Annotated in this window: 22 protein-coding genes; 8 read left to right on the forward strand and 14 right to left on the reverse strand. The window is 72.0% G+C overall.

The genetic code is table 11. The features are described from left to right. Window positions 1-22 precede the first annotated feature (22 nt). The 7 genes from aceE to AB0J04_RS13920 all read right to left on the reverse strand — a co-directional run bounded on the left by aceE (window position 23) and on the right by AB0J04_RS13920 (window position 9,508). Entirely contained in the window at window positions 23-2,728 is a 2,706-nt protein-coding gene (aceE, locus tag AB0J04_RS13890; protein WP_363168599.1) for a pyruvate dehydrogenase (acetyl-transferring), homodimeric type, read from the reverse strand. A 320-nt stretch (window positions 2,729-3,048) separates the two neighbouring features. Then, window positions 3,049-3,672: a GntR family transcriptional regulator gene (locus tag AB0J04_RS13895; protein ID WP_363168600.1), complete on the reverse strand. Its 624-nt coding sequence runs from the start codon at window positions 3,670-3,672 to the stop codon at window positions 3,049-3,051. A gap of 185 nt (window positions 3,673-3,857) precedes the next feature. Further along, window positions 3,858-4,169 carry a type II toxin-antitoxin system PemK/MazF family toxin gene (locus AB0J04_RS13900; protein WP_363168601.1) on the reverse strand — a complete coding sequence of 104 codons (312 nt, stop codon included), beginning with the start codon at window positions 4,167-4,169 and terminating at the stop codon, window positions 3,858-3,860. After that, entirely contained in the window at window positions 4,166-4,351 is a 186-nt protein-coding gene (locus AB0J04_RS13905) for a hypothetical protein (RefSeq protein ID WP_363168602.1), read from the reverse strand. Before AB0J04_RS13905 ends, AB0J04_RS13900 begins: the two co-directional genes overlap by 4 nt. A 114-nt stretch (window positions 4,352-4,465) precedes the next feature. Further along, a complete protein-coding gene (gene sucB / locus AB0J04_RS13910) occupies window positions 4,466-6,226 on the reverse strand; it encodes a 2-oxoglutarate dehydrogenase, E2 component, dihydrolipoamide succinyltransferase (protein ID WP_363168603.1) in 1,761 nt (586 codons plus the stop codon). Window positions 6,227-6,285: 59 nt separating this feature from the next. Continuing rightward, on the reverse strand, window positions 6,286-7,674 hold the full coding sequence (gene lpdA, locus AB0J04_RS13915) for a dihydrolipoyl dehydrogenase (RefSeq protein ID WP_351912362.1): 1,389 nt from the start codon (window positions 7,672-7,674) through the stop codon (window positions 6,286-6,288). A 307-nt stretch (window positions 7,675-7,981) separates the two neighbouring features. Next, window positions 7,982-9,508: a leucyl aminopeptidase gene (locus AB0J04_RS13920; RefSeq protein ID WP_363168604.1), complete on the reverse strand. Its 1,527-nt coding sequence runs from the start codon at window positions 9,506-9,508 to the stop codon at window positions 7,982-7,984. Window positions 9,509-9,831: 323 nt separating this feature from the next. Between AB0J04_RS13920 and AB0J04_RS13925 the strand changes: the two genes are divergently transcribed. Then, window positions 9,832-10,653, forward strand: a complete 822-nt coding sequence (locus AB0J04_RS13925; RefSeq protein ID WP_363168605.1) for an endo alpha-1,4 polygalactosaminidase — start codon at window positions 9,832-9,834, stop codon at window positions 10,651-10,653. Between the two features lie 145 nt (window positions 10,654-10,798). Here the strand turns inward: AB0J04_RS13925 and AB0J04_RS13930 are convergent, their stop codons facing one another. Continuing rightward, the gene (locus tag AB0J04_RS13930) at window positions 10,799-11,644 is read right to left on the reverse strand and encodes an adenosylcobinamide-GDP ribazoletransferase (protein WP_363168606.1); all 846 of its coding nucleotides are present in this window, start codon (window positions 11,642-11,644) and stop codon (window positions 10,799-10,801) included. Between the two features lie 68 nt (window positions 11,645-11,712). On the opposite strand from AB0J04_RS13930, the gene AB0J04_RS13935 reads away from it, so the two are divergent. After that, a complete protein-coding gene (locus AB0J04_RS13935) occupies window positions 11,713-12,498 on the forward strand; it encodes a hypothetical protein (RefSeq protein WP_363168607.1) in 786 nt (261 codons plus the stop codon). 18 nt (window positions 12,499-12,516) lie between these two features. Here the strand turns inward: AB0J04_RS13935 and AB0J04_RS13940 are convergent, their stop codons facing one another. The 3 genes from AB0J04_RS13940 to cobT form a co-directional block, all read right to left on the reverse strand. After that, entirely contained in the window at window positions 12,517-13,197 is a 681-nt protein-coding gene (locus tag AB0J04_RS13940; protein WP_363168608.1) for a hypothetical protein, read from the reverse strand. Beyond that, window positions 13,194-14,867: a phosphatidylglycerol lysyltransferase domain-containing protein gene (locus AB0J04_RS13945; protein ID WP_363168609.1), complete on the reverse strand. Its 1,674-nt coding sequence runs from the start codon at window positions 14,865-14,867 to the stop codon at window positions 13,194-13,196. Before AB0J04_RS13945 ends, AB0J04_RS13940 begins: the two co-directional genes overlap by 4 nt. Before the next feature lie 72 nt (window positions 14,868-14,939). Continuing rightward, window positions 14,940-16,025, reverse strand: coding sequence for a nicotinate-nucleotide--dimethylbenzimidazole phosphoribosyltransferase (gene cobT / locus AB0J04_RS13950; RefSeq protein ID WP_363168610.1), 1,086 nt, complete (start codon window positions 16,023-16,025; stop codon window positions 14,940-14,942). A 149-nt stretch (window positions 16,026-16,174) separates the two neighbouring features. Here cobT and AB0J04_RS13955 point away from each other — a divergent pair, with 149 nt between their 5' ends. Further along, window positions 16,175-17,077, forward strand: a complete 903-nt coding sequence (locus AB0J04_RS13955; RefSeq protein ID WP_363168611.1) for a class I SAM-dependent methyltransferase — start codon at window positions 16,175-16,177, stop codon at window positions 17,075-17,077. A gap of 19 nt (window positions 17,078-17,096) precedes the next feature. Here the strand turns inward: AB0J04_RS13955 and AB0J04_RS13960 are convergent, their stop codons facing one another. Further along, window positions 17,097-18,305 carry a bifunctional adenosylcobinamide kinase/adenosylcobinamide-phosphate guanylyltransferase gene (locus AB0J04_RS13960; protein WP_363168612.1) on the reverse strand — a complete coding sequence of 403 codons (1,209 nt, stop codon included), beginning with the start codon at window positions 18,303-18,305 and terminating at the stop codon, window positions 17,097-17,099. Between the two features lie 114 nt (window positions 18,306-18,419). Between AB0J04_RS13960 and AB0J04_RS13965 the strand changes: the two genes are divergently transcribed. Next, window positions 18,420-18,632 (forward strand): hypothetical protein, encoded by a 213-nt coding sequence (locus AB0J04_RS13965; RefSeq protein ID WP_363168613.1) that lies wholly within the window; start codon window positions 18,420-18,422, stop codon window positions 18,630-18,632. A gap of 93 nt (window positions 18,633-18,725) precedes the next feature. Here the strand turns inward: AB0J04_RS13965 and AB0J04_RS13970 are convergent, their stop codons facing one another. Both AB0J04_RS13970 and AB0J04_RS13975 read right to left on the reverse strand, forming a co-directional pair. Continuing rightward, on the reverse strand, window positions 18,726-19,427 hold the full coding sequence (locus AB0J04_RS13970) for a methyltransferase domain-containing protein (protein ID WP_363168614.1): 702 nt from the start codon (window positions 19,425-19,427) through the stop codon (window positions 18,726-18,728). An 83-nt stretch (window positions 19,428-19,510) separates the two neighbouring features. Continuing rightward, window positions 19,511-20,104 carry a DUF3043 domain-containing protein gene (locus tag AB0J04_RS13975; RefSeq protein ID WP_363168615.1) on the reverse strand — a complete coding sequence of 198 codons (594 nt, stop codon included), beginning with the start codon at window positions 20,102-20,104 and terminating at the stop codon, window positions 19,511-19,513. A gap of 300 nt (window positions 20,105-20,404) precedes the next feature. Here AB0J04_RS13975 and AB0J04_RS13980 point away from each other — a divergent pair, with 300 nt between their 5' ends. Genes AB0J04_RS13980 through AB0J04_RS13995 form a run of 4 tightly spaced genes read left to right on the forward strand, consistent with a single transcriptional unit; the run spans window position 20,405 to window position 23,455 of the window. Next, a complete protein-coding gene (locus AB0J04_RS13980; protein ID WP_363168616.1) occupies window positions 20,405-21,202 on the forward strand; it encodes a PspA/IM30 family protein in 798 nt (265 codons plus the stop codon). 34 nt (window positions 21,203-21,236) lie between these two features. Next, a complete protein-coding gene (locus AB0J04_RS13985) occupies window positions 21,237-21,515 on the forward strand; it encodes a hypothetical protein (protein ID WP_363168617.1) in 279 nt (92 codons plus the stop codon). 39 nt (window positions 21,516-21,554) lie between these two features. Next, a complete protein-coding gene (locus AB0J04_RS13990) occupies window positions 21,555-22,778 on the forward strand; it encodes a sensor histidine kinase (RefSeq protein ID WP_363168618.1) in 1,224 nt (407 codons plus the stop codon). Next, on the forward strand, window positions 22,775-23,455 hold the full coding sequence (locus AB0J04_RS13995; RefSeq protein WP_363168619.1) for a response regulator transcription factor: 681 nt from the start codon (window positions 22,775-22,777) through the stop codon (window positions 23,453-23,455). Before AB0J04_RS13990 ends, AB0J04_RS13995 begins: the two co-directional genes overlap by 4 nt. The last annotated feature ends 37 nt before the right edge of the window (window positions 23,456-23,492 follow it).

Consider the following 23,492-nt stretch of genomic DNA (forward strand, 5'->3'; position numbering starts at 1 on the left):
CCACAGCGGGGTCGCGGTCGAGCTACAGCCCGTACTTCTCCCGGGCTTCCTTGACCGCCGTCGCCTTGACCTCGCCGCGGCGGGCCAGCTGGGCGAGGGCCGCGACGACGATCGACTGCGCGTCGACGCCGAAGTGGCGGCGGGCCGCCTCACGGGTGTCGGAGAGGCCGAAGCCGTCCGCGCCCAGCGAGGAGTAGTCCTGCTCGACCCACTGCGCGATCTGGTCCGGGACCTGGCGCATGTAGTCGGAGACCGCGAGGACCGGGCCCTCGGCGCCCTGGAGCGCCCGACGGACGTACGGCACGCGCTCCTCGCCGCGCAGCAGGGCCGCGTCGGCCTCCAGCGCGTCGCGCCGCAGCTCGGTCCACGACGTCGCCGACCACACGTCGGCGGCGACGCCCCACTCCTCGGCGAGCAGCCGCTGCGCCTCGAGGGCCCAGTGGATCGCCGTGCCCGAGCCGAGCAGCTGGATGCGCGGGGCGTTGGCCGCCGCCACGTTCACGCCCGCCGACTCCGCCGTGTTGAAGCGGTACAGGCCCTTGACGATGCCCTCGTCGACACCGGCGACCGACGGCTTCGCGGGCTGCGGGATCGGCTCGTTGTAGACGGTCAGGTAGTAGAAGACGTTCTGGTCCTCGCCCGGGGCGGCCTCGCCGTACATCCGGCGCAGACCCTCCTTGACGATGGCCGCGACCTCGTAGGCGAACGCCGGGTCGTACGACAGGGCGGCCGGGTTGGTCGCGGCGATGACCGGGGAGTGGCCGTCGGCGTGCTGGAGGCCCTCGCCCGTCAGGGTCGTCCGGCCGGCCGTCGCGCCGACGAGGAAGCCGCGGCCGAGCTGGTCGCCGAGCTGCCACATCTGGTCGGCCGTGCGCTGCCAGCCGAACATCGAGTAGAAGATGTAGAACGGGATCATCGCCTCGCCGTGCGTGGAGTACGCGGTGGAAGCGGCGATGAAGTCGGCCATCGAACCGGCCTCGGTGATCCCCTCGTTGAGGATCTGGCCGTTCTTGGCCTCCTTGTAGTACATCAGCTGGTCACGGTCGACCGGCTCGTACGTCTGGCCCTTGGGGGAGTAGATCCCGAGCGAGGGGAACAGGCTCTCCATGCCGAAGGTGCGCGCCTCGTCCGGGACGATCGGCACCCACCGCCTGCCCGACTCCTTGTCGCGGACCAGGTCCTTGACGAGCCGGACGAAGGCCATGGTCGTCGCCACGTTCTGCGAGCCCGAGCCCTTGTCGAAGGAGGCGAACGCCTTCTCGGCCGGGGCGGGCAGCGGGGCCGGCGCGTGCGTACGGCGGGCCGGGGCCGGGCCGCCCAGCGCCGCGCGGCGCTCCTGGAGGTAGCGGACCTCGGCGGAGTCGGCGCCGGGGTGGCCGTAGGGCACCACGCCGTCGACGAAGTCGCTGTCCTTGATCGGCAGCTCGAGAAGATCACGCATCGTCTTGAACTCGTCCACCGTCAGCTTCTTCATCTGGTGGTTGGCGTTCTTCGACGCGAAGCCCTGGCCGAGGGTGTGCCCCTTGACCGTCTGGGCCAGGATCACCGTCGGCGCTCCCTTGAACTCGACCGCGGCCTTGTAGGCGGCGTACACCTTGCGCGCCTCGTGACCGCCGCGGGAGAGGTGGAAGCACTCGAGGATCTTGTCGTCGCTCAGCAGCTTCGCCATCTCGACGAGCGCCGGGTCCTTGCCGAAGAAGTCCTGGCGGATGTAGGCCGCGTCGCGCGTCTGGTACGTCTGCACCTGGGCGTCGGGAACCTCGCGCAGGCGTCGTACCAGCGCGCCGGTGGTGTCGAGCGCGAACAGCTCGTCCCACGCACCGCCCCACAGCGTCTTGATGACGTTCCAGCCGGCGCCGCGGAACTGGGCCTCCAGCTCCTGCACGATCTTGAAGTTCGCGCGGACCGGGCCGTCGAGGCGCTGGAGGTTGCAGTTGATGACGAAGGTCAGGTTGTCCAGACCCTCGCGGGAGGCGAGCGCCAGGGCCGCCGTCGACTCGGGCTCGTCCATCTCGCCGTCGCCGAGGAACGCCCAGACGTGGGACGCCGAGACGTCCTTGATGGCGCGGTTGGTGAGATAGCGGTTGAAGCGCGCCTGGTAGATGGCCGACAGCGGGCCGAGGCCCATCGACACCGTCGGGAACTCCCACAGCCAGGGCAGGCGGCGGGGGTGCGGGTACGACGGGAGGCCGTTGCCGCCCGCCTCCTGACGGAAGTGGTCGAGGTGCTGCTCGGTCAGCCGGCCGTCGAGGAAGGCGCGGGCGTAGATGCCGGGGGAGGCGTGGCCCTGGATGTAGAGCTGGTCGCCCGAGCCGTCGGCCTCCTTGCCCTTGAAGAAGTGGTTGAAGCCGGTCTCGTAGAGCCAGGCGGCCGAGGCGAAGGTGGCGATGTGGCCGCCGACGCCGTGTTTGCTGCCGCGGGACACCATCGCGGCCGCGTTCCAGCGGTTCCACGCGGTGATCTTCCGCTCCAGCTCCGCGTCACCGGGCTCGGCGGGCTCGGCGGCGGTCGGGATGGTGTTGACGTAGTCCGTCTCGAGCAGCTTGGGCAGCGCGATGCCGTTGCCCTCGGCACGCTCCAGCGTGCGGCGCATCAGGTATGCCGCGCGGTGCGGCCCGGCCGCCTTGGCGACCGCGTCCAGCGAGGCCTGCCATTCGGCGGTCTCCTCCGGGTCCCGGTCGGGGAGCTGGTCGAGCGCGCTCGGCTGGATGGCGTTGGGGTCGGTCATGTCGCCGCCTTCCTCAGTCGAAGGGGGTTCCCTCAGGGGTTAAGGGTTCGGGGTTGCCCTTGGTCTTTGGCAGGACAGGGCGTGGGGCTTCGGTGCGGTGTCGTTTTACGACTCCGCCTGCGGCCCATCGGCGACAATAACTCCCTGATCGATGATCGATCAAAGGGTTCCGGGCAAAACTTTTCGATTGCGAGAAAGTAGGCACGGGGTGCCTTTCGGGCGGGCACCGGGTGCCTTGATTTCCAGCCGTTTTCGCAGGTGAGCGGGGGCGTGCTCGGGGGAGTGCGGGGGGCAGGGCGCAGGGCGGGGGGGCGACCGCGTCAGGCCCTCGGCGCGCACCCCAGAACGTGTGCCTTCACCAACTCGGCGATCCGCGGGTCCCGCCGCTTGAACGCCGCCACCAGCTCCTCGTGCTCCTCGGCGTACGACTGCTGACGCGTCCCCAGCCAGCGGATCGACAGCGCCGTGAACACCTCGATGCCGAGCCCCTCCCAGGTGTGCAGCAGCACCGAGTTGCCGGCCGCCCGCACCAGCTCCCGGTGGAAGCCCACCGTGTGCCGCACCTGGGCCGTGCCGTCCGCCGCGCGGTCCGCCTCGTACAGCGCCGCGACATGCGGCTCCAGGGCCGAGCAGTCCTCGGCGAGCGCCTGGGCGGCCAGCTCCGCCGCGATCGCCTCCAGACCGGCCCGGACCGGGTAGCTCTCCTCCAGGTCGGCCGCGGTCAGGTTCCGCACCCGCACGCCCTTGTTCGGCGCGGACTCGATCAACCGCAGCGACTCCAGCTCGCGCAGCGCCTCGCGCACCGGCGTCTGGCTGACCTCCAGCTCGGTGGCGATCCGCCGCTCCACGATCCGCTCGCCCGGCTTCCAGCGCCCGCTGACGATCCCCTCCACGATGTGCTCGCGGATCTGCTCGCGCAGCGAGTGGACGACGGGCGCGGTCATGAGTGCTCCTTAAAGAGGGGCCGCCCATGGGCCCGGGGGCGTTCGACGTTTAGACAATACGGCCGTGAGCGCCTTCCCGACGGGCACGCGGGGACGCTTTTACGCAGGTGAGACGAGACTTACATGACCATGGCGGGGCCCGCCCGAGGTGCGTGGGCAGGCTCCGCCGTGGGTGCAGGGGCTCGTCAGAGGTCGAGAGTCGCGCGGAGCGCCTCGTCGATGAGGGCCAGCTGGTCCGGGCCGATGTTGCCGTGTGGGGTGCCGGTGTCGAACCGGGCGGCACTGAGCTGGAGCAGGTTGACGGCGACGACCGACGCCGAGATGGGCGCGGTGAGGCGCACGCTCATCGCCGTGTCGGGGTGCGAGGCCGGGGCGTGCACCACCAGAACGACCACGGCCCCGTACGCGTCGGCGAGCCCGTCGAGGCTGACGACGAGCACCGTGCGGACGCCTTTGCCGGTGTCGACGTCCCACACGTCCCCCCTGCGGATGCTCACAGTGCGTCGCCCTCGCCGTCGAGGTCGAGCGTCCCGAGCGCGGCCAGTCTGCGGGCGGCGTCCAACGTCATCTGGCGACGTACGGCCTTCAGTATGTAGTCGTTGAGCGAGGGGGCGTCGGCGGCGGCGTCACGCAGCGCCTTGTCCATGGAGTCCGGGATGCGCAAGGTGATGGCACTCATGACGTCAAATGTAGTGGCAGGAGTGCCGTCAATGGAGCTGATCGTCGAAATTCGGAAAGCGTGAGCCCCCGCCCGGAGAATCCGGACGGGGGCTCACGTCGCACGACCAGGGAGTTACAGCCCGAGCTCGACCTCGAACTCGCCGGCCTCCAGGATCGCCTTGACCGCGGTCAGGTAACGGGCCGCGTCGGCGCCGTCGACCAGACGGTGGTCGTAGGACAGGGTCAGGTACGTCATGTCGCGGACGCCGATGACCGTGCCCTCCTCCGTCTCGATGACGGCCGGACGCTTGACCGTGGCGCCGATGCCGAGGATCGCGACCTGGTTCGGCGGCACGATGATCGTGTCGAAGAGCGCGCCGCGCGAACCGGTGTTGGAGATGGTGAAGGTCGCGCCGGACAGCTCGTCCGGGGTGATCTTGTTGGCGCGGACCTTGCCCGCCAGGTCGGCCGTGGCCTTGGCGATGCCGGCGATGTTCAGGTCGCCCGCGTGCTTGATGACCGGGGTCATCAGGCCCTTCTCCGAGTCCACCGCGATACCGATGCTCTCGGTGTCGAAGTAGGTGATCGTGCCCTCGTCCACGTTGATCCGGGCGTTGACGGCCGGGTGGGCCTTCAGCGCCTGGGCCGCCGCCTTCACGAAGAACGGCATCGGGGAGAGCTTGACGCCCTCACGCGCCGCGAAGGAGTCCTTCGCCTGCGCGCGGAGCCGCATCAGCCGGGTGATGTCGACCTCGACGACCGACGACAGCTGCGCCTGCTCGTGCAGCGCCTTGACCATGTTGTCGCCGATGACCTTGCGGATGCGGGGCATCTTGACGGTCTGGCCGCGCAGCGGGGAGGCCTCGAGCTTCGGGGTCTTCTTCGCGGCGACCGGGGCGGCGGTGACCGGAGCCGGGGCAGCGGCGGCGGCCTTCGCGGCCTCGGCGGCGGCGAGGACGTCCTGCTTGCGGATCCGACCGCCGACGCCGGTGCCCTTGACGGAGCCCAGGTCGACGCCGTTCTCCGCGGCGAGCTTGCGCACCAGCGGGGTCACGTACGCACCCTCGTCGGTGTCCTGCGCGGCGGGCGCGGGCGCGACCGGAGCGGCCGGGGCGACCGGAGCCGGAGCCACCGGCGCGGGGGCCGGGGCGGCGGCGACCGGGGCCGGGGCGGGAGCCGGTGCGGCGGGTGCGACCGGAGCAGGCGCCGGGGCAGCGGCGACGGGCGCCGGAGCCGGGGCCGCGGGGGCCGGAGCAGCCGCCGGAGCGGCGCCCGGGGCGCCGATGACGGCGAGCTTGGCGCCGACCTCGGCGGTCTCGTCCTCGGCGACGGTGATCTCGAGCAGCACACCGGAGGTGGGCGCCGGGATCTCGGTGTCGACCTTGTCCGTGGAGACCTCGAGCAGCGGCTCGTCGGCCTCGACGCTGTCGCCGACCGACTTCAGCCAGCGGGTGACGGTGCCCTCGGTGACGGACTCGCCGAGCGCGGGCAGGACCACGTCCGTGCCGGACGCGGCGCCCGCGGGGGCGGCGGCCGGAGCCGGAGCGGCGGGGGCCGGGGCCGGTGCGGCGGGCGCCTCGGCCACGGGAGCCGGAGCCGGGGCCGGAGCCGCGACGGGCTCGGCGGCCGGGGCGGGGGCGGCAGCGGGGGCCCCGGTGCCGTCGTCGATGACGGCCAGCTCGGCGCCGACCTCGACCGTCTCGTCCTCGGCGACCTTGATGGAGGCCAGGATGCCGGCGGCGGGGGAGGGGATCTCGGTGTCGACCTTGTCGGTCGACACCTCGAGCAGCGGCTCGTCGGCCTCTACGCGCTCACCCTCGGCCTTCAGCCAGCGGGTGACAGTGCCCTCGGTGACGCTCTCGCCGAGCGCCGGAAGGGTTACGGAAACCGCCATGGTTTCGGTTGCTCCTAACGAATTGCGGAAGTCTGAGTCGTCGCTTCGTCGACCGAGGGTCAGTCGTGCGAGTGCAGCGGCTTGCCCGCCAGGGCCAGGTGGGCCTCGCCGAGCGCCTCGTTCTGCGTCGGGTGGGCGTGGATGAGCTGCGCGACCTCGGCCGGCAGCGCCTCCCAGTTGTAGATCAGCTGGGCTTCGCCGACCTGCTCGCCCATGCGGTCGCCGACCATGTGGACGCCGACCACGGCGCCGTCCTTGACCTGGACGAGCTTGATCTCGCCCGCGGTGTTCAGGATCTTGCTCTTGCCGTTGCCCGCGAGGTTGTACTTCAGAGCGACGACCTTGTCCGCGCCGTAGATCTCCTTGGCCTTGGCCTCGGTGATGCCCACGGAGGCGACCTCGGGGTGGCAGTACGTCACCCGCGGGACGCCGTCGTAGTCGATCGGGACGACCTTCAGACCGGCCAGCCGCTCCGCTACCAGCATGCCCTCGGCGAAGCCGACGTGCGCGAGCTGGAGCGTCGGGACCAGGTCGCCGACGGCGGAGACGGTCGGGACGTTGGTGCGCATGTACTCGTCGACCAGGACATAGCCGCGGTCCGTCGCGACGCCCTGCTCCTCGTAGCCCAGACCGGCGGAGACGGGCCCGCGGCCCACCGCGACCAGCAGGACCTCGGCCTCGAACTCCTTGCCGTCGGCCAGGGTGACCTTGACGCCGTCGGCGGTGTACTCGGCCTTCGAGAAGAAGGTGCCCAGGTTGAACTTGATGCCGCGCTTGCGGAACGCGCGCTCAAGAAGCTTGGAGGAGTTCTCGTCCTCGACCGGCACGAGGTGCTTCAGACCCTCGATGACCGTGACGTCGGAGCCGAAGGACTTCCACGCCGAGGCGAACTCGACGCCGATGACGCCGCCGCCCAGGATGATCGCGGACTTCGGCACCCGGTCCAGGACCAGGGCGTGGTCGGAGGAGATGATCCGGTTGCCGTCGATCTCCAGACCCGGCAGCGACTTCGGCACGGAGCCGGTCGCCAGCAGGACGTGGCGGCCCTGGACGCGCTGCCCGTTCACGTCGACGGAGGTGGGGGAGGACAGTCGGCCCTCACCCTCGATGTACGTCACCTTGCGCGACGCGATGAGCCCCTGGAGCCCCTTGTACAGGCCGGCGATGACACCGTCCTTGTACTTGTGGACGGCAGGGACGTCGATGCCCTCGAAGGTGGCCTTGACGCCGAACTGCTCGCTCTCGCGGGCCTGGTCGGCGATCTCGCCCGCGTGGAGCAGGGCCTTGGTGGGGATGCAACCCCGGTGCAGGCAGGTGCCGCCGACCTTGTCCTTCTCGATCAGGGCGACGTCAAGCCCCAGCTGGGCCCCGCGCAGCGCCGCGGCGTAACCGCCACTGCCACCGCCGAGGATCACTAGGTCGAAAACGGTGCTGGCGTCGTTCGCCACGTCACGTCCTCCATGCATGTGCGCCGTACGCCGGTCGTCGCTGACCGGGCGGCGGCTGGTGTCCGGCCGCTCTTTCTTCGGCCCTGTGGTGGGGGCCCTGTCCTGCCGAGCCCCATCTTCGCACCTGCAGAAGACGAACGAGACGCCGGGCCGGGGTGTGAGACACCCCACGCTCACTTGTGACGGACGTGAGGGGACGTGCCCCAGGGGCGCGGGGAACCGCGCGACCAGCCACACACGGCCCGCACCCGCCACACGGACGGACGGACCCGGGTGATCAGGCGCACAGTCCCCGCACCCACCGCGACTAACCGAGATCGCCCGCGGCGGTCAGCTCCGCAAGCCGCACCAGCGTCCGCACCGCCGTACCCGTACCGCCCTTGGGCGTGTACCCGAACGGCCCGCCCTCGTTGAACGCGGGCCCGGCGATGTCCAGATGCGCCCAGGTGACCCCCTCGCCCACGAACTCGCGCAGGAAGAGCCCGGCCACCAGGCCGCCGCCCATCCGCTCGCCCATGTTCGCGAGGTCGGCGACGGTCGAGTCCATGCCCTTGCGCAGGTGCTCCGGCAGCGGCATCGGCCACGCGGGCTCGCCGACCTCCTCGGCGGCCTCGTGCAGCGCGGAGCGGAACGCGTCGTCGTTCGCCATGATCCCGAAGGTCCGGCTGCCCAGCGCCAGCATCATCGCGCCGGTCAGGGTCGCGACGTCCACGATCGCGTCCGGCTTCTCCTGGGAGGCCGCCCACAGCGCGTCCGCCAGGACCAGCCGGCCCTCGGCGTCGGTGTTGAGGACCTCGACCGTCTTGCCGCTGTACATGCGCAGCACGTCACCCGGACGCGTGGCGGAGCCCGACGGCATGTTCTCGGCGAGCGCCAGCCACCCGGTGACGTTCACCTCCAGGCCGAGCCGCGCGGCGGCGACGACCGCGGCGAAGACCGCCGCCGCGCCGCTCATGTCGCACTTCATCGTCTCGTTGTGCCCGGCCGGCTTCAGCGAGATGCCGCCCGAGTCGTAGGTGATGCCCTTGCCGACGAGGGCGAGGTGCTTCTTCGCCTTGGCGGACGTGTACGACAGCTTCACCAGGCGGGGGGCCGACGCCGAGCCGGAGCCGACGCCCAGGATGCCGCCGTAGCCGCCCTTGGCGAGGGCCTTCTCGTCGAGCACCTGCACCTTGATGCCGTGCTCCTTGGCCGCCGTCTGGGCCAGCGTGGCGAACACCTCGGGGTTGAGGTCGTTCGGCGGCATGTTGATCAGGTCGCGGGCGCGGTTGAGCTCCTCGCCGACGGCGGCGGCGCGCAGCAGCGCGGCCTTGTGGGCGGCGTCGCGCGGCTTGCCGCCGAGCAGGGAGGCCTCGGCGAGCGGAGCCTTGCCGTTCTTGGCCTTGGCGTCGCCGCCGTTCTGCTTGTAGGCGTCGAAGGCGTACGCGCCGAGCACCACGCCCTCGCCGATCGCGCCGATGTCGGCGGCGTCGGTCACCGGCAGGGCGAAGGCGGCCTTCTTGGAGCCGGTGAGGGCACGGGCGGCCACACCGGCCGCCCGGCGCAGCGCCTCGCCGTCGAAGGAGGCGTCCTTCTCGGGCTCGGCGCCGAGGCCCACCGCGAGCACGAGCGGCGCCTTGAAGCCGGCCGGGGCGGGCAGCTTCGTCAGCTCGCCCTCGGCCCCTGCGGCGCCGAGGGTTTCCAGGACTGCGGCGAGTCGGCCGTCGTAGGCCTTGTCGACGGCTTCGGCGCCTGGGGCAACGATCGGGCCCTTCGCGCCCTTGGCGACACCGATCACGATCGCGTCGGCCCGGAGGCCGGGCGCCGCGGCGGTGCTGAGAGTGAGAGCAGTCACGGTGGTGAAATCTCGCTTCCGATGTGGAGTTGCTGTGGCCGGAGTGTGTGGGTCGACCGGGCCCGAAAGCCGACCCTAGATCCGGGTCATGGGTGCGGTCGCATCCGGGGGGTCTGCCTCACCGGCGCGGCGAACCGGCTGGGCGAATCCCGCAATGAGCGTACGCGTGCGTGTGCGTTGGCCCATGCACGCGAGTGTTCACCTGTCGGTGGCGTCGTAGCCACTTCTGGATGCTCGCACTCCATGAACTGGGTCACACTCGCCGGGTTCCGGCATGGGCGATCATGCTGGGGTCCGTTGCCGCACCCCCTGGAGTCCTTCCGGTGAGACGCCCCATCCCGCTGCTGCCCCTCCTCGCCCTGCTGCTCGCGGGCTGTGCCACCGCACCGGACGACGAAGCAGGTGAAACAGGAGAAACGAGGGAAACGAGGGAGGCCGGCGAAGCGAATCTCTGGCAGCCGGCCCCCGGCATCGGCTGGCAGTGGCAGCTCAGCGGACGCCTGGACACCTCCGTCGACGTGCCCGTCTACGACATCGACGGCTTCGACCAGACCGAGGCCACGGTCGCCGGCCTGCACAAGGACGGCCGCAAGGTCATCTGCTACCTCTCCGCCGGCGCCTGGGAGGACTGGCGGCCCGACGCCGACGACTTCCCCGAGTCGGTGATCGGCAAGGGCAACGGCTGGGAGGGCGAGCGCTGGCTCGACATCCGCCAGGTCGACATCCTCGAACCCCTCATGGCGGCCCGCCTCGACATGTGCCGCGACAAGGGCTTCGACGCGGTCGAGCCGGACAACATGGACGGCTACAAGAACACCACCGGCTTCCCCGTCAAGGCCGCCGACCAGCTCCGCTACAACCGCCTCATCGCCCAACTCGCCCACGACCGGGGCATGTCGGTCGGCCTGAAGAACGACCTCGACCAGATCCCCGAACTCGTCGACGACTTCGACTTCGCGGTCAACGAACAGTGCGCCCAGTACGACGAGTGCGCGGACCTGACCCCCTTCATCGAGGCGGGCAAGGCCGTCTTCCACGTCGAGTACGAACTGCCCACGAGCGACTTCTGCGCCGACTCCCGGCGTCTGCGCTTGAGTTCGCTGCTGAAGAAGTACGAACTGGGCGTCTGGCGCGAGGCCTGTTAGGGCCTGTCCGGCGGATCAAGTCGGAGGAAAGCAACGGTGACCGATCAGCGCGGGTGAGCGGGGTCATGGGGTCCCCCCTCTGGGGGAGGGCGGGCCGGCCCCCGCGTCTGCGGCATGATCCGCCGGACAGGCTCTGAGGCAGGCGTCAGCCGAGCAGAGCCAGTGCCACGAGGGCGGTGGTCGCCGCCGTCTCCGCGAGACCGCCGAAGACGTCCCCGGTGACGCCGCCGAAACGGCGGGTGCAGTGCCGCAGGAGCAGTTCGGCGGCGGCGAGCGCGGCGAGGACCGCGAGCGCCGGCCGGACGGCGTCGTACGGCTCGAAGACCGGCGGCGCCTCGATCGGCCCGAGCACGGCGTAGACGTGGGGCTCGTACGGTCCGAAGCACCCGCCCGCGCCCGCGGCCGCCAGCAGGACGGCGGCCGCGACGAGCACCGCGCCCCGCACCGGGACCACCCCGGCGACCGCCGCCCCCAGCCCCTCCGGCCGCGCGGCCGGCACCCCTGCGCGGGCCGCCAGGGTCAGCGCCAGGCGGGCGGCGGCCGCCGAGACGACCGCGGCCACCGCGCCCAGCGCCCAGGACTCGTCGTAGAGCTGCGTCAGCGCCGCCACCTGCGCGAGCAGCACGAGAACGAGCGTGAGCACGCCGAACGGCCCGATGTCCGACTGCTTCATGATCCGCAGAGCGTCCTCGGCGGGCTTGCCGCTGCCCAGGCCGTCCGCGGTGTCCGCGAGCCCGTCGAGGTGCAGACCGCGGGTGAGGACGGCGGGCACGGCGGCGGACGCGACGGCGGCGAGCAGCGTGCTCGCGCCCAGGTGGAGCAGCCCCAGCCCCAGTCCGGCCGCGCAGCCGCCGACGACCAGCCCGACCAGGGGGGCGGCCAGCATGCCCCCGCGCGCGGCCGGACGGTCCCAGCGGGTCACCCGGACCGGGAGCACCGTCAGGGTGCCGAAGGCGAAGCGGAGGCCGTCGAGCGGCGAGGTCGTGGACACCGCGGCAGAGTAGCCCGGACGCCCCGTCCGCCGGGCAGCCCGCCCCCGGCCCCGGAAGACTTGTCGACATGGGCGACTGGCTGCAGCGCAACATCGTCGAACCGGGCAAGCTCCCGCTGCTGCTCGCGCTGACCGCGTTGGTGCTCACCTTCCTGATCACCCGGGTCATCACGCGGCTCATCCGGGCGGGCAAGGGGCCCTTCGGCAACATCAGCAGCGCCGGCGGAGTGCACATCCACCACGTGGTCCCGGGCGTCGTGCTGACCGTCGCGGGCGGCTTCGGCGCGGTGGCGAGCGGCCGGCACGGCTTCGGGGCGAACGCCTTCGCGGTGGTCTTCGGCATCGGCGCGGGCCTCGTCCTGGACGAGTTCGCGCTGATCCTGCACCTGGACGACGTGTACTGGACGGAGGCGGGCCGCAAGAGCGTGGAGGCCGTGGTCCTGACGGCGGCGCTGGTCGGACTGCTGCTGGTGGGCTTCTCGCCGTTCGGCGTCAACGACATGAGCCAGGACGAGCTCCAGGACCGGGGCAGCGTCCTCTCGACGGTCGTGGTCAACTTCCTGTTCTCGCTGGCCGTGCTGAGCAAGGGCAAGGCCCAGATGGCCGTCTTCAGCGTGTTCATCCCGTTCCTCGGCCTCGTGGGCCTGGTGCGGCTGGCCCGGCCCGACTCGCCGTGGGCCCGGCGCTTCTACCGGCGGCGGCCACGCGCGCGTGCGAGGGCGCTGCTGCGGGCCTACCGGCACGATCGACGGTGGATCGGCCCGCGCCGGGCGGTGGGGGACTGGCTGGGCGGGAAGACGACCGCGGAGCTCGCCCGGTCCGCCGAGTCCGCCGAGTCCGCCGAGCGGAAGTGAAGGCGCTGCAACGGCGCCTCAACGGCGCCTGACCGGCGCCTCCGGGGACGGACGCGCCTGCCCCTCGACCGCCCGCACCCGTCCCGCCACCGCGCACAGCGCCAGCACCGCCGCGATCGCCGCCAAGTGCTCCTTGCCCGCCAGGTTGTTCTTCAGCAGGACCTCCACCACTATCGCGACGATCACCGCCGCCGCCGTCGCATACGCGCGATACCGCCAGCCCAGGAAGACCGCGAGGCCGACCACCGCCGCCGACGGGCCGGTGTCCACCACCAGGGCGTCGGAGGCGGGCAGCCGGTCGAGGGCGATGCCCACGCGCGCGTAGAGCGTGCCCGCGAGGGTGGCGGCGTAGGCGATGACGAAGGTGCGCCACCAGCCCAGGCAGAGCTCCGCGATCCCGAACACCAGCAGGATCTGCGCGAGCGCACCCCAGACCGGCAGGTCCAGCGCGGGGACGAACAGCGACAGCGGGGTGCGCAGCAGCGCGAGCCACAGGGGGTCCTCGGCCCGTACCGCCCCGAGGTCCTGGACCGGCCGATAGCCCCACGCCTGGTTCTGCGCGATCTGCGTGACCGCCGTCAGACACACCGCCCCGAGCGTCATCGGGACCGCCCGCCACCGCCGCTCCACCAGGGGCTCGTGTACGGCCTCGTACAGCGGCCCCCATTCGGCGCGGGCCCGGCGGGCGATCCGCCTCACGGCAGGAACCCCTCCGCCCGGGCGGACGCGATGCCGATGCGGGGCAGGTCCGCGCTCTTCTCGAAGAGCAGGAACCGGGGCTCCCAGATGGGCCGGTACTTGGCGTTGGCGCGGTACAGCGACTCGAGTTGCCACCAGCGCGAGACGAAGCTGAGCAGCGACCGCCACAGCCGCAGCACCGGCCCGGCGCCGAGCCGCGCGCCCCGCTCGAAGACCGAGCGGAACACGGCGAAGTTCAGCGAGACCTGCGTGATCGCCTCCCGGCCGTCCCGGTCGGCACGGCCGTCCCGGGCGCGCAGCAGCAGCTCGATGACCATGAACTCCATCAGGCCGTTGTCGCAGTCCCGGTCCCGCCGCATCAGGTCCAGCGAGAGCCCGTGCGGGCCCCACGGCACGAAGGAGAGCAGCGCCCGCAGTTCACCGCCGGCGTCGTGGCACTCCAGCAGCACGCAGCGCCCGTCCTGCGGGTCCCCGAGCCGGCCCAGCGCCATGCTGAACCCGCGCTCGGTGGCCCCGTCGCGCCAGTCGTCGGCCCGCCGCAGCAGGTACGCCAACTCGTCGCCGAAGACGTCCTCGTGGCGACGGACGCGCACCGTGTACCCGGCCCGCCGGACCCTGTTGTACGCCTGCCGGACGGTCCGCATGGCGCGTCCTTCGAGGGTGAACTCGGCGACCTCGACGATCGCCTCGTCCCCGAGCTCCAGCGCGTCGAGACCGTGCCTGGCGTACACGGTCCCGGCCTCCTCGCTCGCGCCCATCACCGCCGGGATCCACCCGTGCGCCCGCGCCTCGGCGAGCCACGGCCCGATCGCCCCCGGCCAGGCCTCCGGATCCCCGAGCGGATCCCCGGACGCCAGCGACACCCCGCCGACGACGCGGTAGGCGACGGCCGCCTTGCCGGTCGGCGACCAGCAGACGCTCTTCTCCCGCCGCAGCGCGAAGTAGCCGAGCGAGTCCCGCTCGCCGTGCCGGTCGAGGAGCTCCCGCAGCCGCTTCTCGTCGTCGTCGGTGAGCGGGTCGACGGCCCGCCGGGAGCGGAACGCGGCGTACAGGACGGCGAGGACGAGCGCCGTGCTCAGTACGTTGACGGCCACATCGACCCAGTTCGGCGTGGCGATGCCGGGGGAGCGGAAGTCGGAGATCGAGACCAGCTGGAGGGTTCCGTACCGCCAGCGCTCGGCGAAAGTGGAGTGGCCTCGGGCCTGGTCGGTGAGCGTCACCAGCACCGCGGCGAACAGCGAGGTGACGAGCAGCCCGCCGAGGCCGACGAGAGCGGCCAGTCTCGGGTTGGCCCGGTCACCCTTGGCGTAGAACTCCCGCCGCCCGAGCACCAGCGCCCCCACGAAGGAGGCCGTCAGCGCCAGCGAGACCCAGTTCTGCGGGTACCGCCGGATCTCCGGGAACACCATGGCGAAGGCGAGCAGTGCGAGGAACGCCCCGCCGAGCCCGAGGTTGAGGATCCAGGCGGCGCGCTTGCGGCGCCGCATGGTGATCGCCAGAAACGCGGTGAACACGCCGGAGGCGAAGCCGGCGGTCAGCAGATACGGCGTGAACAGATCCTCCTGGTTGTGCCGCCGCACGTCCTGTCCCAGGGACACCCACACCGCGCTGAGGAGGTTGACGAAGGCGACGGCACGCAGATACCAGACGGCGAATCGGGCATATCCCATAAGGTTTGATCATATGGGTCCATACCTTTCCCTCCCCGTAACGCCGCCCAGTACCCCCCGCTCTCGCGCGGACTACTCCTCGTCCTCCTTCTTCTCCGGCTCTTCGGCAACCGCCTCCCTCTCGGGCAGTTCCGCGGCCAGTGCCGCCGCGGCCTGGACGAGCGGCAGCGCGAGCAGCGCGCCGGCGCCCTCGCCGACCTTCACGCCCTGGTCGAGGAGCGGTTCCAGCGCCATCCGGTCGAGCGCCTTGGCCTGTCCCGGTTCACCGCTCTTGTGGGCGGCCAGCCACCAGTCCGGCGCCCGGAACGCGATCCGCTGCCCGACGAGCGCACAGGCGGCCACCACGACCCCGTCCAGCACGACCGGCAACTTCCGTACCGCGCACTGGAGCAGAAAGCCCGTCATGGCCGCGAGGTCGGCCCCGCCCACGGTCGCCAGCAGTTGCAACTGCTCCCCGAGCACCGGCCGGGCCCGCCGCAGCGCGTCCCGGATGGCGGCGCACTTGCGCATCCACGCCAGGTCGTCGATCGCCTCGCCGCCGCGCCCGGTGACCACGGACGCGTCGGTCCCGCACAGCGCGGCCACCAGCACCCCCGCGGCCGTCGTCCCGCCGACGCTCACATCGCCGAGCACGACCAGATCCGTACCGGAGTCGGCCTCCTCGTCGGCGACGGCCATGCCCGCCCTGAAGGCCGCCTCGGCCTCCTCCAGGGTGAGTGCGTCCTCGATGTCGATCCGGCCGCTGCCGCGCCGCACCCGGTGCCGCACGACGTCCTCGGGGAAGGTCTCCGGATCGCAGTCCAGCGCCATGTCGACGACCCGCACGGGCACATCGAGGCGGCGGGCGAGCACGGAGACCGGACGGCCGCCCTCCAGGACCTCGCGCACCAACTCCGCGGCGCTGCCCGCGGGTCGGGCGGAGACGTCGAGCTCGGCCACGCCGTGGTCGCCGGCGAACAGCACCACCCGCGGCCGCTCGACGGGCCGCACGGGCGACGAGCCGTGCGCCGCCGCCAGCCACTCACCCAGGTCGTCCAGGCGTCCCAGCGATCCGGGCGGCACGATCTGACGTTCCCGGCGGGCCTCCGCGTCACGGCGGACACCGCCGTCCGGGCGCTCGATCAGATCGGTGAAGTCGTCGAGATTAAGCGAGCTCATTCGCCGAACAGTACCGGCACCGATCGAACAGTTCCGCGTCACATCGCCACCACACCCGCGTGACGTCATTGCACCCAAGATCGGGATCCCATACGTTCCGTTTTGCTGCAAATTGTCGTCCGCCCTCCTCGTCCTCCCCGGAGCCGCTCATGCCCCCCAGGCCCGTCCACGAGCCGCGCCGCGACGACTGCCCCTGGTGCGGCTCGAAGCGGCTGCGCACCCGGCTGCGCACACCCGATCTGCGCCACCGCAGGCCCGGCACGTTCGTGGTCGACGCGTGTCTGGACTGCGCCCACGCCTTCCAGAACCCGCGCCTGACCGTCGAGGGGCTGGAGCTCTACGCGGCGCATACGGACCGACGGGCCGTCGCCCGCAGACGGCTCAGGGCGACGGCCCGGGCGATGCTGCCCTTCGGCGAACCGGAGAGCTGGCTGGACGTCGGAACGGGGGACGCGCTCTTCCCCGAGGCGGCGAAGGAACTGTTCGCCTACACGGCGTTCGACGGGCTGGACCCGACCTCGCGGGTGGAGCGGGCGCACGCGGCGGACCGGCTCGACGAGGCCCACGTCGGCCGGCTGACGAGCCCGGAGATCCTGTCCCGGCTGCGCGGCCGCTACGACGTCGTCAGCATGCTCCACCACCTGGAGCACACCCGGGACCCGAGAGCGGAACTCGCGGCGGCACTGACCGCCCTGCGGCCGGGCGGCCACCTCCTCATCGAGGTCCCCGACCCGGCCAGCGCCTCCGCGGCCGTCCTCGGCAAGTGGTGGCACTCCTACGACCAGCCCCGCCACCTCCAGCTGATCCCGCCGGCCAACCTCCGGGCGGAACTTCGGGCCCAGGGCTGCGAGATCGTCGTGACGGACCGCAAGGCCGCCCATGCCCCCCGCGACCTCGCCGCGGCCGTCTCGCTCTACGCCGACCGGACCCGGCTGCGCCCGGCGGCCCGGACCCTGACCGCCCTGGCCGCGGCCGCCGACCACCTCCTGGCCCCCGCGCTGTGCCGCACCCGCTTCTCGAACGCGTACCGGATCATCGCGCGACGCCCATGAGCGCACCGCGGCCGGCCGCTCAGCCGCGGAGCACCAGCGCCTGTCCCGCCACCACCAGCACGACCTGCTCGCACTCGGCCGCGACCGCCGCGTTCAGCCGCCCCAGCTCGTCCCGGTACCGCCGCCCCGACGCGGTGGCCGGCACGATCCCCGAGCCCACCTCGTTGGACACCAGTACGACGGTCCGCCGCGCCGAGCGCACCGCCGCCGCCAACTCCGTCACCCGTGAGCGCAGCGCCCGCTCGCCACCGTCCGCCCACACCGCGTCGTCCCACGCCCCGACGGAGTCCATGACGTCCGTCAGCCACAGCGACAGACAGTCGATCAGCAGCGGCGCCCCGTCCTGCGCCAGCAACGGCGCCAGGTCGCAGGTCTCCGTCGTCCGCCACGACCCCGGCCGGCGCTCCCGGTGCGCTGCCACCCGGGAGGCCCACTCGGTGTCGCCGCCCCGCGTCCCGCCGGTCGCCACGTACAGCACGTCCGGGAAGGACTCCAGCCGCCGCTCGGCCTCCACCGACTTCCCCGACCGGGCGCCGCCCAGCACCAGCGTCCGGCGCGGCACGTCCGGGACGTCCTCGTACACGCCCACGGTCAGCGTCGACCCGTCCGGCACCGCCCGCGCGCCCGCCGCCGCGAGCCGTCGCCCCAGCTCCGCCCCCGGCGGCACGTCGTGGTCCAGGTGGACGGCGACCACGTCGGTCGTCGGCCCGACGACGCCGACCGCCCGCAGCTTGGCCAGCGCGTCCGGCCGTCCCACGAGATCCGCGAGGACTATGTCGTACCGCTCGACGGGCCCCGGCCCCTCCTCCAGACCGGCCGGCGCGCCCCCGGGCGGCAGATACAGCAGCCGCTGCCCGTCCGGCCCGGTCACCGCGTACCCGGTGCCCGGCGCGTCCATGGCCACCGCCCGCACCCGATGTCCCGTCAGCAGCGCCAACTCCCGCCCGTCCGGCACCCGGCCGGGCTGCGGCAGCCCGGCCGGCACCTCCACCGGCGGCCCGTCGTGCGGATGCGTCAGCAGCACCTGGCCGACCCCGCCCAGCGAGTGTCCGGCCCGCGCGGCCGCGAAGGCCGCACCCGGCGTCAGATCGAGCAACAGGGCCCCGTCCACGAGCAGCGCGGTCGCCGCCCGCGCATGCACCCCGAGCGAGATCGCGCACACGGCGCACGGACAGTCGGGGCGGGGCAGCCCCGCGGGAGCGCCGGTACCGAGCAGAGTGACTTCCACGAAGCTGATTTTCGCGTGTCTGACCTGGTCTTGCGCACCCGACTAGGCTGCTCAGCAGAAGCCGGACCTTGATCCGGCTTCTGCTCTGCACGTGGTCACAGCTGGGAGGCGTACATGGCGGCATGGACGTGGCGGTTCGAGAAGGCCGACGGGACGGAGGTCCAACCCGCGGTGCAGCCCGAGGAGTTCACCACGCAGGGGGACGCCGAGTCGTGGATCGGGGAGATCTGGAAGGACCTCGTCGAAGGCGGCGCGGACCAGGTGCGGCTCTTCGAGGACTCCACCGAGATCTACGGCCCGATGAGCCTGCACGCGAACGAGTCGTAGCCGGTCGCACCGTTGCGTCGGGGTGGCCGCGGCCCGGTCACCCCGACCGCATACCGTGTCCACCCCTCACTCGAACGAGTGAACAACGCAGGCTCAGCCGCGCACTCCGCACAGATGCAGCAGCGCCGCCACCTGCCGGTAGGGATCGGTCCGCCCGGCCCGCTCCTCGGCGGACAGCAGGGCCTCGACGTCGTCCGGGATCTCCGCGTCGTCCGCCGCCGTGTCCGTGAAGACCCGCACGCCGTACCAGGCCTGCAGCGGCGCCCCGATCCCGGCGAGCGCGCCGGTCAGCGTCGTCAGCCGGTCCGCGCGCACCTCCAGCCCCAGCCGATTGACATAAGCCGTGGTGTCGAAGGCGCCCTGCGTGCCCGCCCAGTCCCCGGACAGTCCCGGCCGCATGGCCAGCGCGTCCGCGTTGCGCACCAGCAGCGACAGCAGCCCGCCCGGCGCCAGCATCCGCCCGAGCCCCGCCAGCAGCGCGTCCGGCTCCCCGACGTACATCAGCACGCCGTGGCACAGCACCACGTCGAAGCTGCCGGGCAGGAAGTGCACTCCGGTGTCCCGGCCGTCGCCCTCGATGATCCGCACCCGCTCCCGGATGCCTTCGGGCTCGTCGGCCAGGGCCGTACGGGCCGCGGCGACCATCGTCGCGTCCTGCTCGAGACCGGTCACCTGATGTCCGAGCCGGGCCAGCCGCAGCGCCTGCGTGCCCTGCCCCATGCCGACGTCGAGCACCCGCAGCCGCTGCCCGACCGGGTAGCGCCCCGCTATCTGCTCGTCGAGCTGCCGGGCCACCAGCTCCTGCCGTACGACGTCACGCAGCCCGCCCAGCCTGTTCAGCCAGGCCTCGGCCGCTCCCCCGGAGAAGGCCGCAGCGCTCAGGGCCGCGCTCCGCGCTTGACCTGCGGCTTGGGCAGCCGGAGGCGACGCATCTGCAGCGAGCGCATCAGCGCGTACGCCACCGCGCCCCGCCGGTTCTGTCCGTCGAAGCGCTCGGCGAGCTGCTTGCGCAGCCGGAACGCGGTGACGAACGAGTCCAGCACGATCAGCACGATCACGACCAGCCACAGCAGCAGCGCGATGGTCTGCAGCGAGCCCACCCGCACCATGCTCAGCACGAGGATGATCACGGCCATCGGCAGGAAGAACTCCGCCACGTTGAACCGCGAGTCGATGAAGTCGCGGGCGAACTTGCGGACGGGACCCTTGTCACGGGCCGGCAGATACCGCTCGTCGCCGCCGGCCAGCGCCTGGCGCTGCCGGTCCATCTGGGCGCGACGCTCCTCGCGCTGACGCTTGGCGGCGTCCTTGCGCGAGGTCGTCGTGTTGGCGACGCTGCGGCGCTGGGTCTGGGCCTCACTGCGCTTGGGCGTGGGCCGACCCTTCTTCGCCTGAGGGTCACGGGTCTGCTTGGAGTCGGTCACCACCGCGTCGGCGGGGGCCTTCTCTTCCTTGGCACGGCTACGGAACACAAAACCCAAGGGTAAGCGCTTCTGGGCATGGACCCCAGCCCGGAGGGGAACGATCCGGCAACACCAGTCGTCTGTAGAGGGGACAGACCGTCCAAGAACGAGGGAGAAGGGACACAGGGTGACCTAATGCTCACCCTGAAGGTCACCTACTCCCTACGCCGGAGCAAGGGCTTGGTCAGTCGTCCTTGGGGATGAGCGCATCCGTCCCCGAACAGTGCGTCAATGGATGCAGGGCCCGTACTGTGGGTTCTGTTGCAAGGCTGGACCGGAGTCCGTCAGAAAAGGGGGCGCGCGAAGCCCATGAGCGGTGTCATGAAGCGTATGGGGATGATCTTCCGCGCGAAGGCGAACAAGGCCCTTGACCGGGCCGAGGACCCGCGCGAAACCCTCGATTACTCGTACCAGAAGCAGCTGGAGCTGCTCCAGAAGGTCCGCCGTGGCGTCGCCGACGTGGCGACCTCCCGCAAGCGCCTGGAACTCCAGCTGAACCAGTTGCAGTCGCAGTCCACCAAACTGGAGGACCAGGGCCGCAAGGCGCTCGCGCTCGGCCGTGAGGACCTCGCCCGCGAGGCGCTCTCCCGCCGCGCCGCCCTCCAGCAGCAGGTCACCGATCTGGAGACGCAGCACTCGACGCTCCAGGGCGAGGAGGAGAAGCTCACCCTCGCGGCCCAGCGCCTCCAGGCCAAGGTCGACGCCTTCCGCACCAAGAAGGAGACGATCAAGGCCACCTACACCGCCGCCCAGGCCCAGACCCGGATCGGCGAGGCCTTCTCCGGCATCTCCGAGGAGATGGGCGACGTCGGCCTGGCCATCCAGCGTGCCGAGGACAAGACGGCCCAGCTCCAGGCCCGCGCAGGCGCCCTCGACGAGCTCATGGCCTCCGGCGCCCTGGACGACCCGACGGGCATCGCGAAGGACGACCTCCAGGCCGAGCTGGACCGGCTCTCCGGTGGTACGGATGTAGAGCTGGAACTGCAGCGCATGAAGGCCGAACTCGCCGGGGGAAGCTCCTCCGGCCAGCAGGCCATCGAAGGTGGCACGAGCCAGTCGCAGTCCCAGCAGCAGCCGCAGGACACCCCGCGCTTCGACAAGCAGTAGCCCGGCGCCGGGGTCCGGAGCCGAGGAGGGCGACATGATCGTACGGATCATGGGGGAGGGCCAGTGGAAGCTGGCCGACTCCCACTTCGTCGAACTGAACAAGCTGGACGACGAGCTGCTGGCCGAGATGGAGAGCGGCGACGAACAAGGCTTCCATCGCACCCTCGGCGCCCTCCTGGACGCCGTCCGCCGCCTGGGCGACCCCCTGCCGGACGACTCCCTGGAACCCTCGGAACTCATCCTCCCGGCCCCGGACGCAAGCCTGGCGGAGGTCCGGGAGATGCTGAGCGACGACGGCTTGATCCCGGGGTGAGACGAGCAGCACGGCACGGAAAGCGACGGTAACCAGGCAGTGACCCTCCTCGCCCGTGCCGAGTGCCAGCTCAAGGCCCACCCCTTGGCACTGGACGCGACCCTCGCCGCCGGAGTCCTCCTCTGCATGCTGGCCGGCTCCTTCGTCGACCCGCACGGCGAGCACAGCGTCAGCTGGAGCCTCCGCAGCCCGGACCCGCTCAGCCTCCTGCTGATGACCCTCGGCGCCGTCGCCCTCGTCTTCCGCCGCCGCGACTCCATGACGGTCCTCGCGCTCACCTCAGCCGCCTCCGTGGTCGAGTCCGTCACCGGCGACCCCCGCGCTCCCGTCGCCATGTCCGCCGTCGTCGCCCTGTTCACCGTCGCCGCCACCACCGACCGCGTCACCAGCGTGCGGGCCGGCCTGCTCACCATGACGGTCCTCACCGGCGCCGCCATGCTCGCCGGACCGCTGCCCTGGTACGCCCAGGAGAACCTCGGGATCCTCGCCTGGACCGGCATCGGCGCCACCGCCGGGGACGCGGTACGCAGCCGCCGGGCCGTCGTCCAGGCCATCCGGGACCGCGCCGAGCGCGCGGAACGCACCCGCGAGGAGGAGGCCCGCCGCCGGGTCGCCGAGGAGCGCCTGCGCATCGCCCGCGATCTGCACGACGTCGTCGCCCACCACATCGCCCTGGTCAACGTGCAGGCCGGAGTCGCCGCGCACGTCATGGACAAGCGGCCCGACCAGGCCAAGGAGGCCCTCGCGCACGTCCGCGAGGCCAGCCGCTCCGCGCTCAACGAGCTGCGGGCCACGGTCGGCCTGCTGCGCCAGTCCGGCGACCCCGAGGCCCCCACCGAACCCGCCCCCGGCCTGGACCGCCTCGACGAGCTGGCCGGCACCTTCCGCAGCGCCGGCCTGCACGTCGAGGTGGCCCGCACCGACCATGGGACCAAGCTCCCGGCCGCCGTCGACCTGGCCGCCTACCGGGTCATCCAGGAAGCCCTCACCAACGTCCAAAAGCATGCGGGAACCGAGGCGAAGGCCGAGGTCAGCGTCGTACGCGTGGGACCGAACATCGAGGTCACGGTCCTCGACAACGGGCGCCCGGCGGGCGACGAGAGCCCGGAGAGCGGAGGCGGCCACGGACTGCTCGGGATGCGCGAACGCGTCACCGCCCTGCGCGGCACCCTCACCACGGGCCCGCGCTACGGCGGCGGCTTCCGCGTCCACGCGATCCTGCCGGTCAAGACCCGCACGGCCACCATGGGAGACAGTGCATGACCATCCGCGTCCTGCTCGCCGACGACCAGGCACTGCTGCGCAGCGCGTTCCGCGTGCTCGTCGACTCCGAGCCCGACATGGAGGTGGTCGGCGAGGCGTCCGACGGCGCGGAGGCGGTCCGGCTGGCGAAGGAGCAGCGCGCCGACGTCGTCCTGATGGACATCCGCATGCCCGGTGTGGACGGTCTCGCCGCGACCCGTCTGATCAGCGCCGATCCCTCCCTCGGCGGCGTCCGGGTGGTCATCCTGACGACCTTCGAGGTCGACGACTACGTCGTGCAGTCGCTGCGGGCGGGCGCCTCCGGTTTCCTCGGCAAGGGCAGCGAGCCGGAGGAACTGCTCAGCGCGATCCGGGTCGCCGCGGGCGGGGAGGCGCTGCTCTCGCCGACCGCCACCAAGGGCCTCATCGCCCGCTTCCTCGCCCAGGGCGGCACGGCCGACGACCACGACCCGACCCGCTCGGCCCGGCTGGACGCGCTCACCGTGCGCGAGCGCGAGGTCCTCGTGCAGGTCGCCGGCGGCCACTCCAACGACGAGATAGCCGAGCGCCTGGAGGTCAGCCCGCTCACCGTGAAAACACACGTCAACCGGGCCATGGCCAAACTGGGCGCCCGCGACCGGGCCCAACTCGTGGTCATCGCGTACGAGTCGGGACTGGTCCGCCCGCGGGTGGAGTGAGCCCGTCCCTCCCGTACTGCGCGAGGAGGCACGAGCC

It is taken from the genome of Streptomyces sp. NPDC050263, assembly GCF_040655955.1.
In the GTDB taxonomy this organism is placed as follows: Bacteria; Actinomycetota; Actinomycetes; order Streptomycetales; family Streptomycetaceae; genus Streptomyces.

Bases quoted from the DNA above. Each gene is read 5' to 3' on its own strand.
- aceE (WP_363168599.1), bottom strand. From the start codon at position 2,728: ATGACCGACCCCAACGCCATCCAGCCGAGCGCGCTCGACCAGCTCCCC.
- AB0J04_RS13895 (WP_363168600.1), bottom strand. From the start codon at position 3,672: ATGACCGCGCCCGTCGTCCACTCGCTGCGCGAGCAGATCCGCGAGCAC.
- AB0J04_RS13905 (WP_363168602.1), bottom strand. From the start codon at position 4,351: ATGAGTGCCATCACCTTGCGCATCCCGGACTCCATGGACAAGGCGCTG.
- sucB (WP_363168603.1), bottom strand. From the start codon at position 6,226: ATGGCGGTTTCCGTAACCCTTCCGGCGCTCGGCGAGAGCGTCACCGAG.
- AB0J04_RS13935 (WP_363168607.1), top strand. From the start codon at position 11,713: ATGGGCGACTGGCTGCAGCGCAACATCGTCGAACCGGGCAAGCTCCCG.
- AB0J04_RS13945 (WP_363168609.1), bottom strand. From the start codon at position 14,867: ATGGGATATGCCCGATTCGCCGTCTGGTATCTGCGTGCCGTCGCCTTC.
- cobT (WP_363168610.1), bottom strand. From the start codon at position 16,025: ATGAGCTCGCTTAATCTCGACGACTTCACCGATCTGATCGAGCGCCCG.
- AB0J04_RS13955 (WP_363168611.1), top strand. From the start codon at position 16,175: ATGCCCCCCAGGCCCGTCCACGAGCCGCGCCGCGACGACTGCCCCTGG.
- AB0J04_RS13965 (WP_363168613.1), top strand. From the start codon at position 18,420: ATGGCGGCATGGACGTGGCGGTTCGAGAAGGCCGACGGGACGGAGGTC.
- AB0J04_RS13980 (WP_363168616.1), top strand. From the start codon at position 20,405: ATGAGCGGTGTCATGAAGCGTATGGGGATGATCTTCCGCGCGAAGGCG.
- AB0J04_RS13985 (WP_363168617.1), top strand. From the start codon at position 21,237: ATGATCGTACGGATCATGGGGGAGGGCCAGTGGAAGCTGGCCGACTCC.
- AB0J04_RS13995 (WP_363168619.1), top strand. From the start codon at position 22,775: ATGACCATCCGCGTCCTGCTCGCCGACGACCAGGCACTGCTGCGCAGC.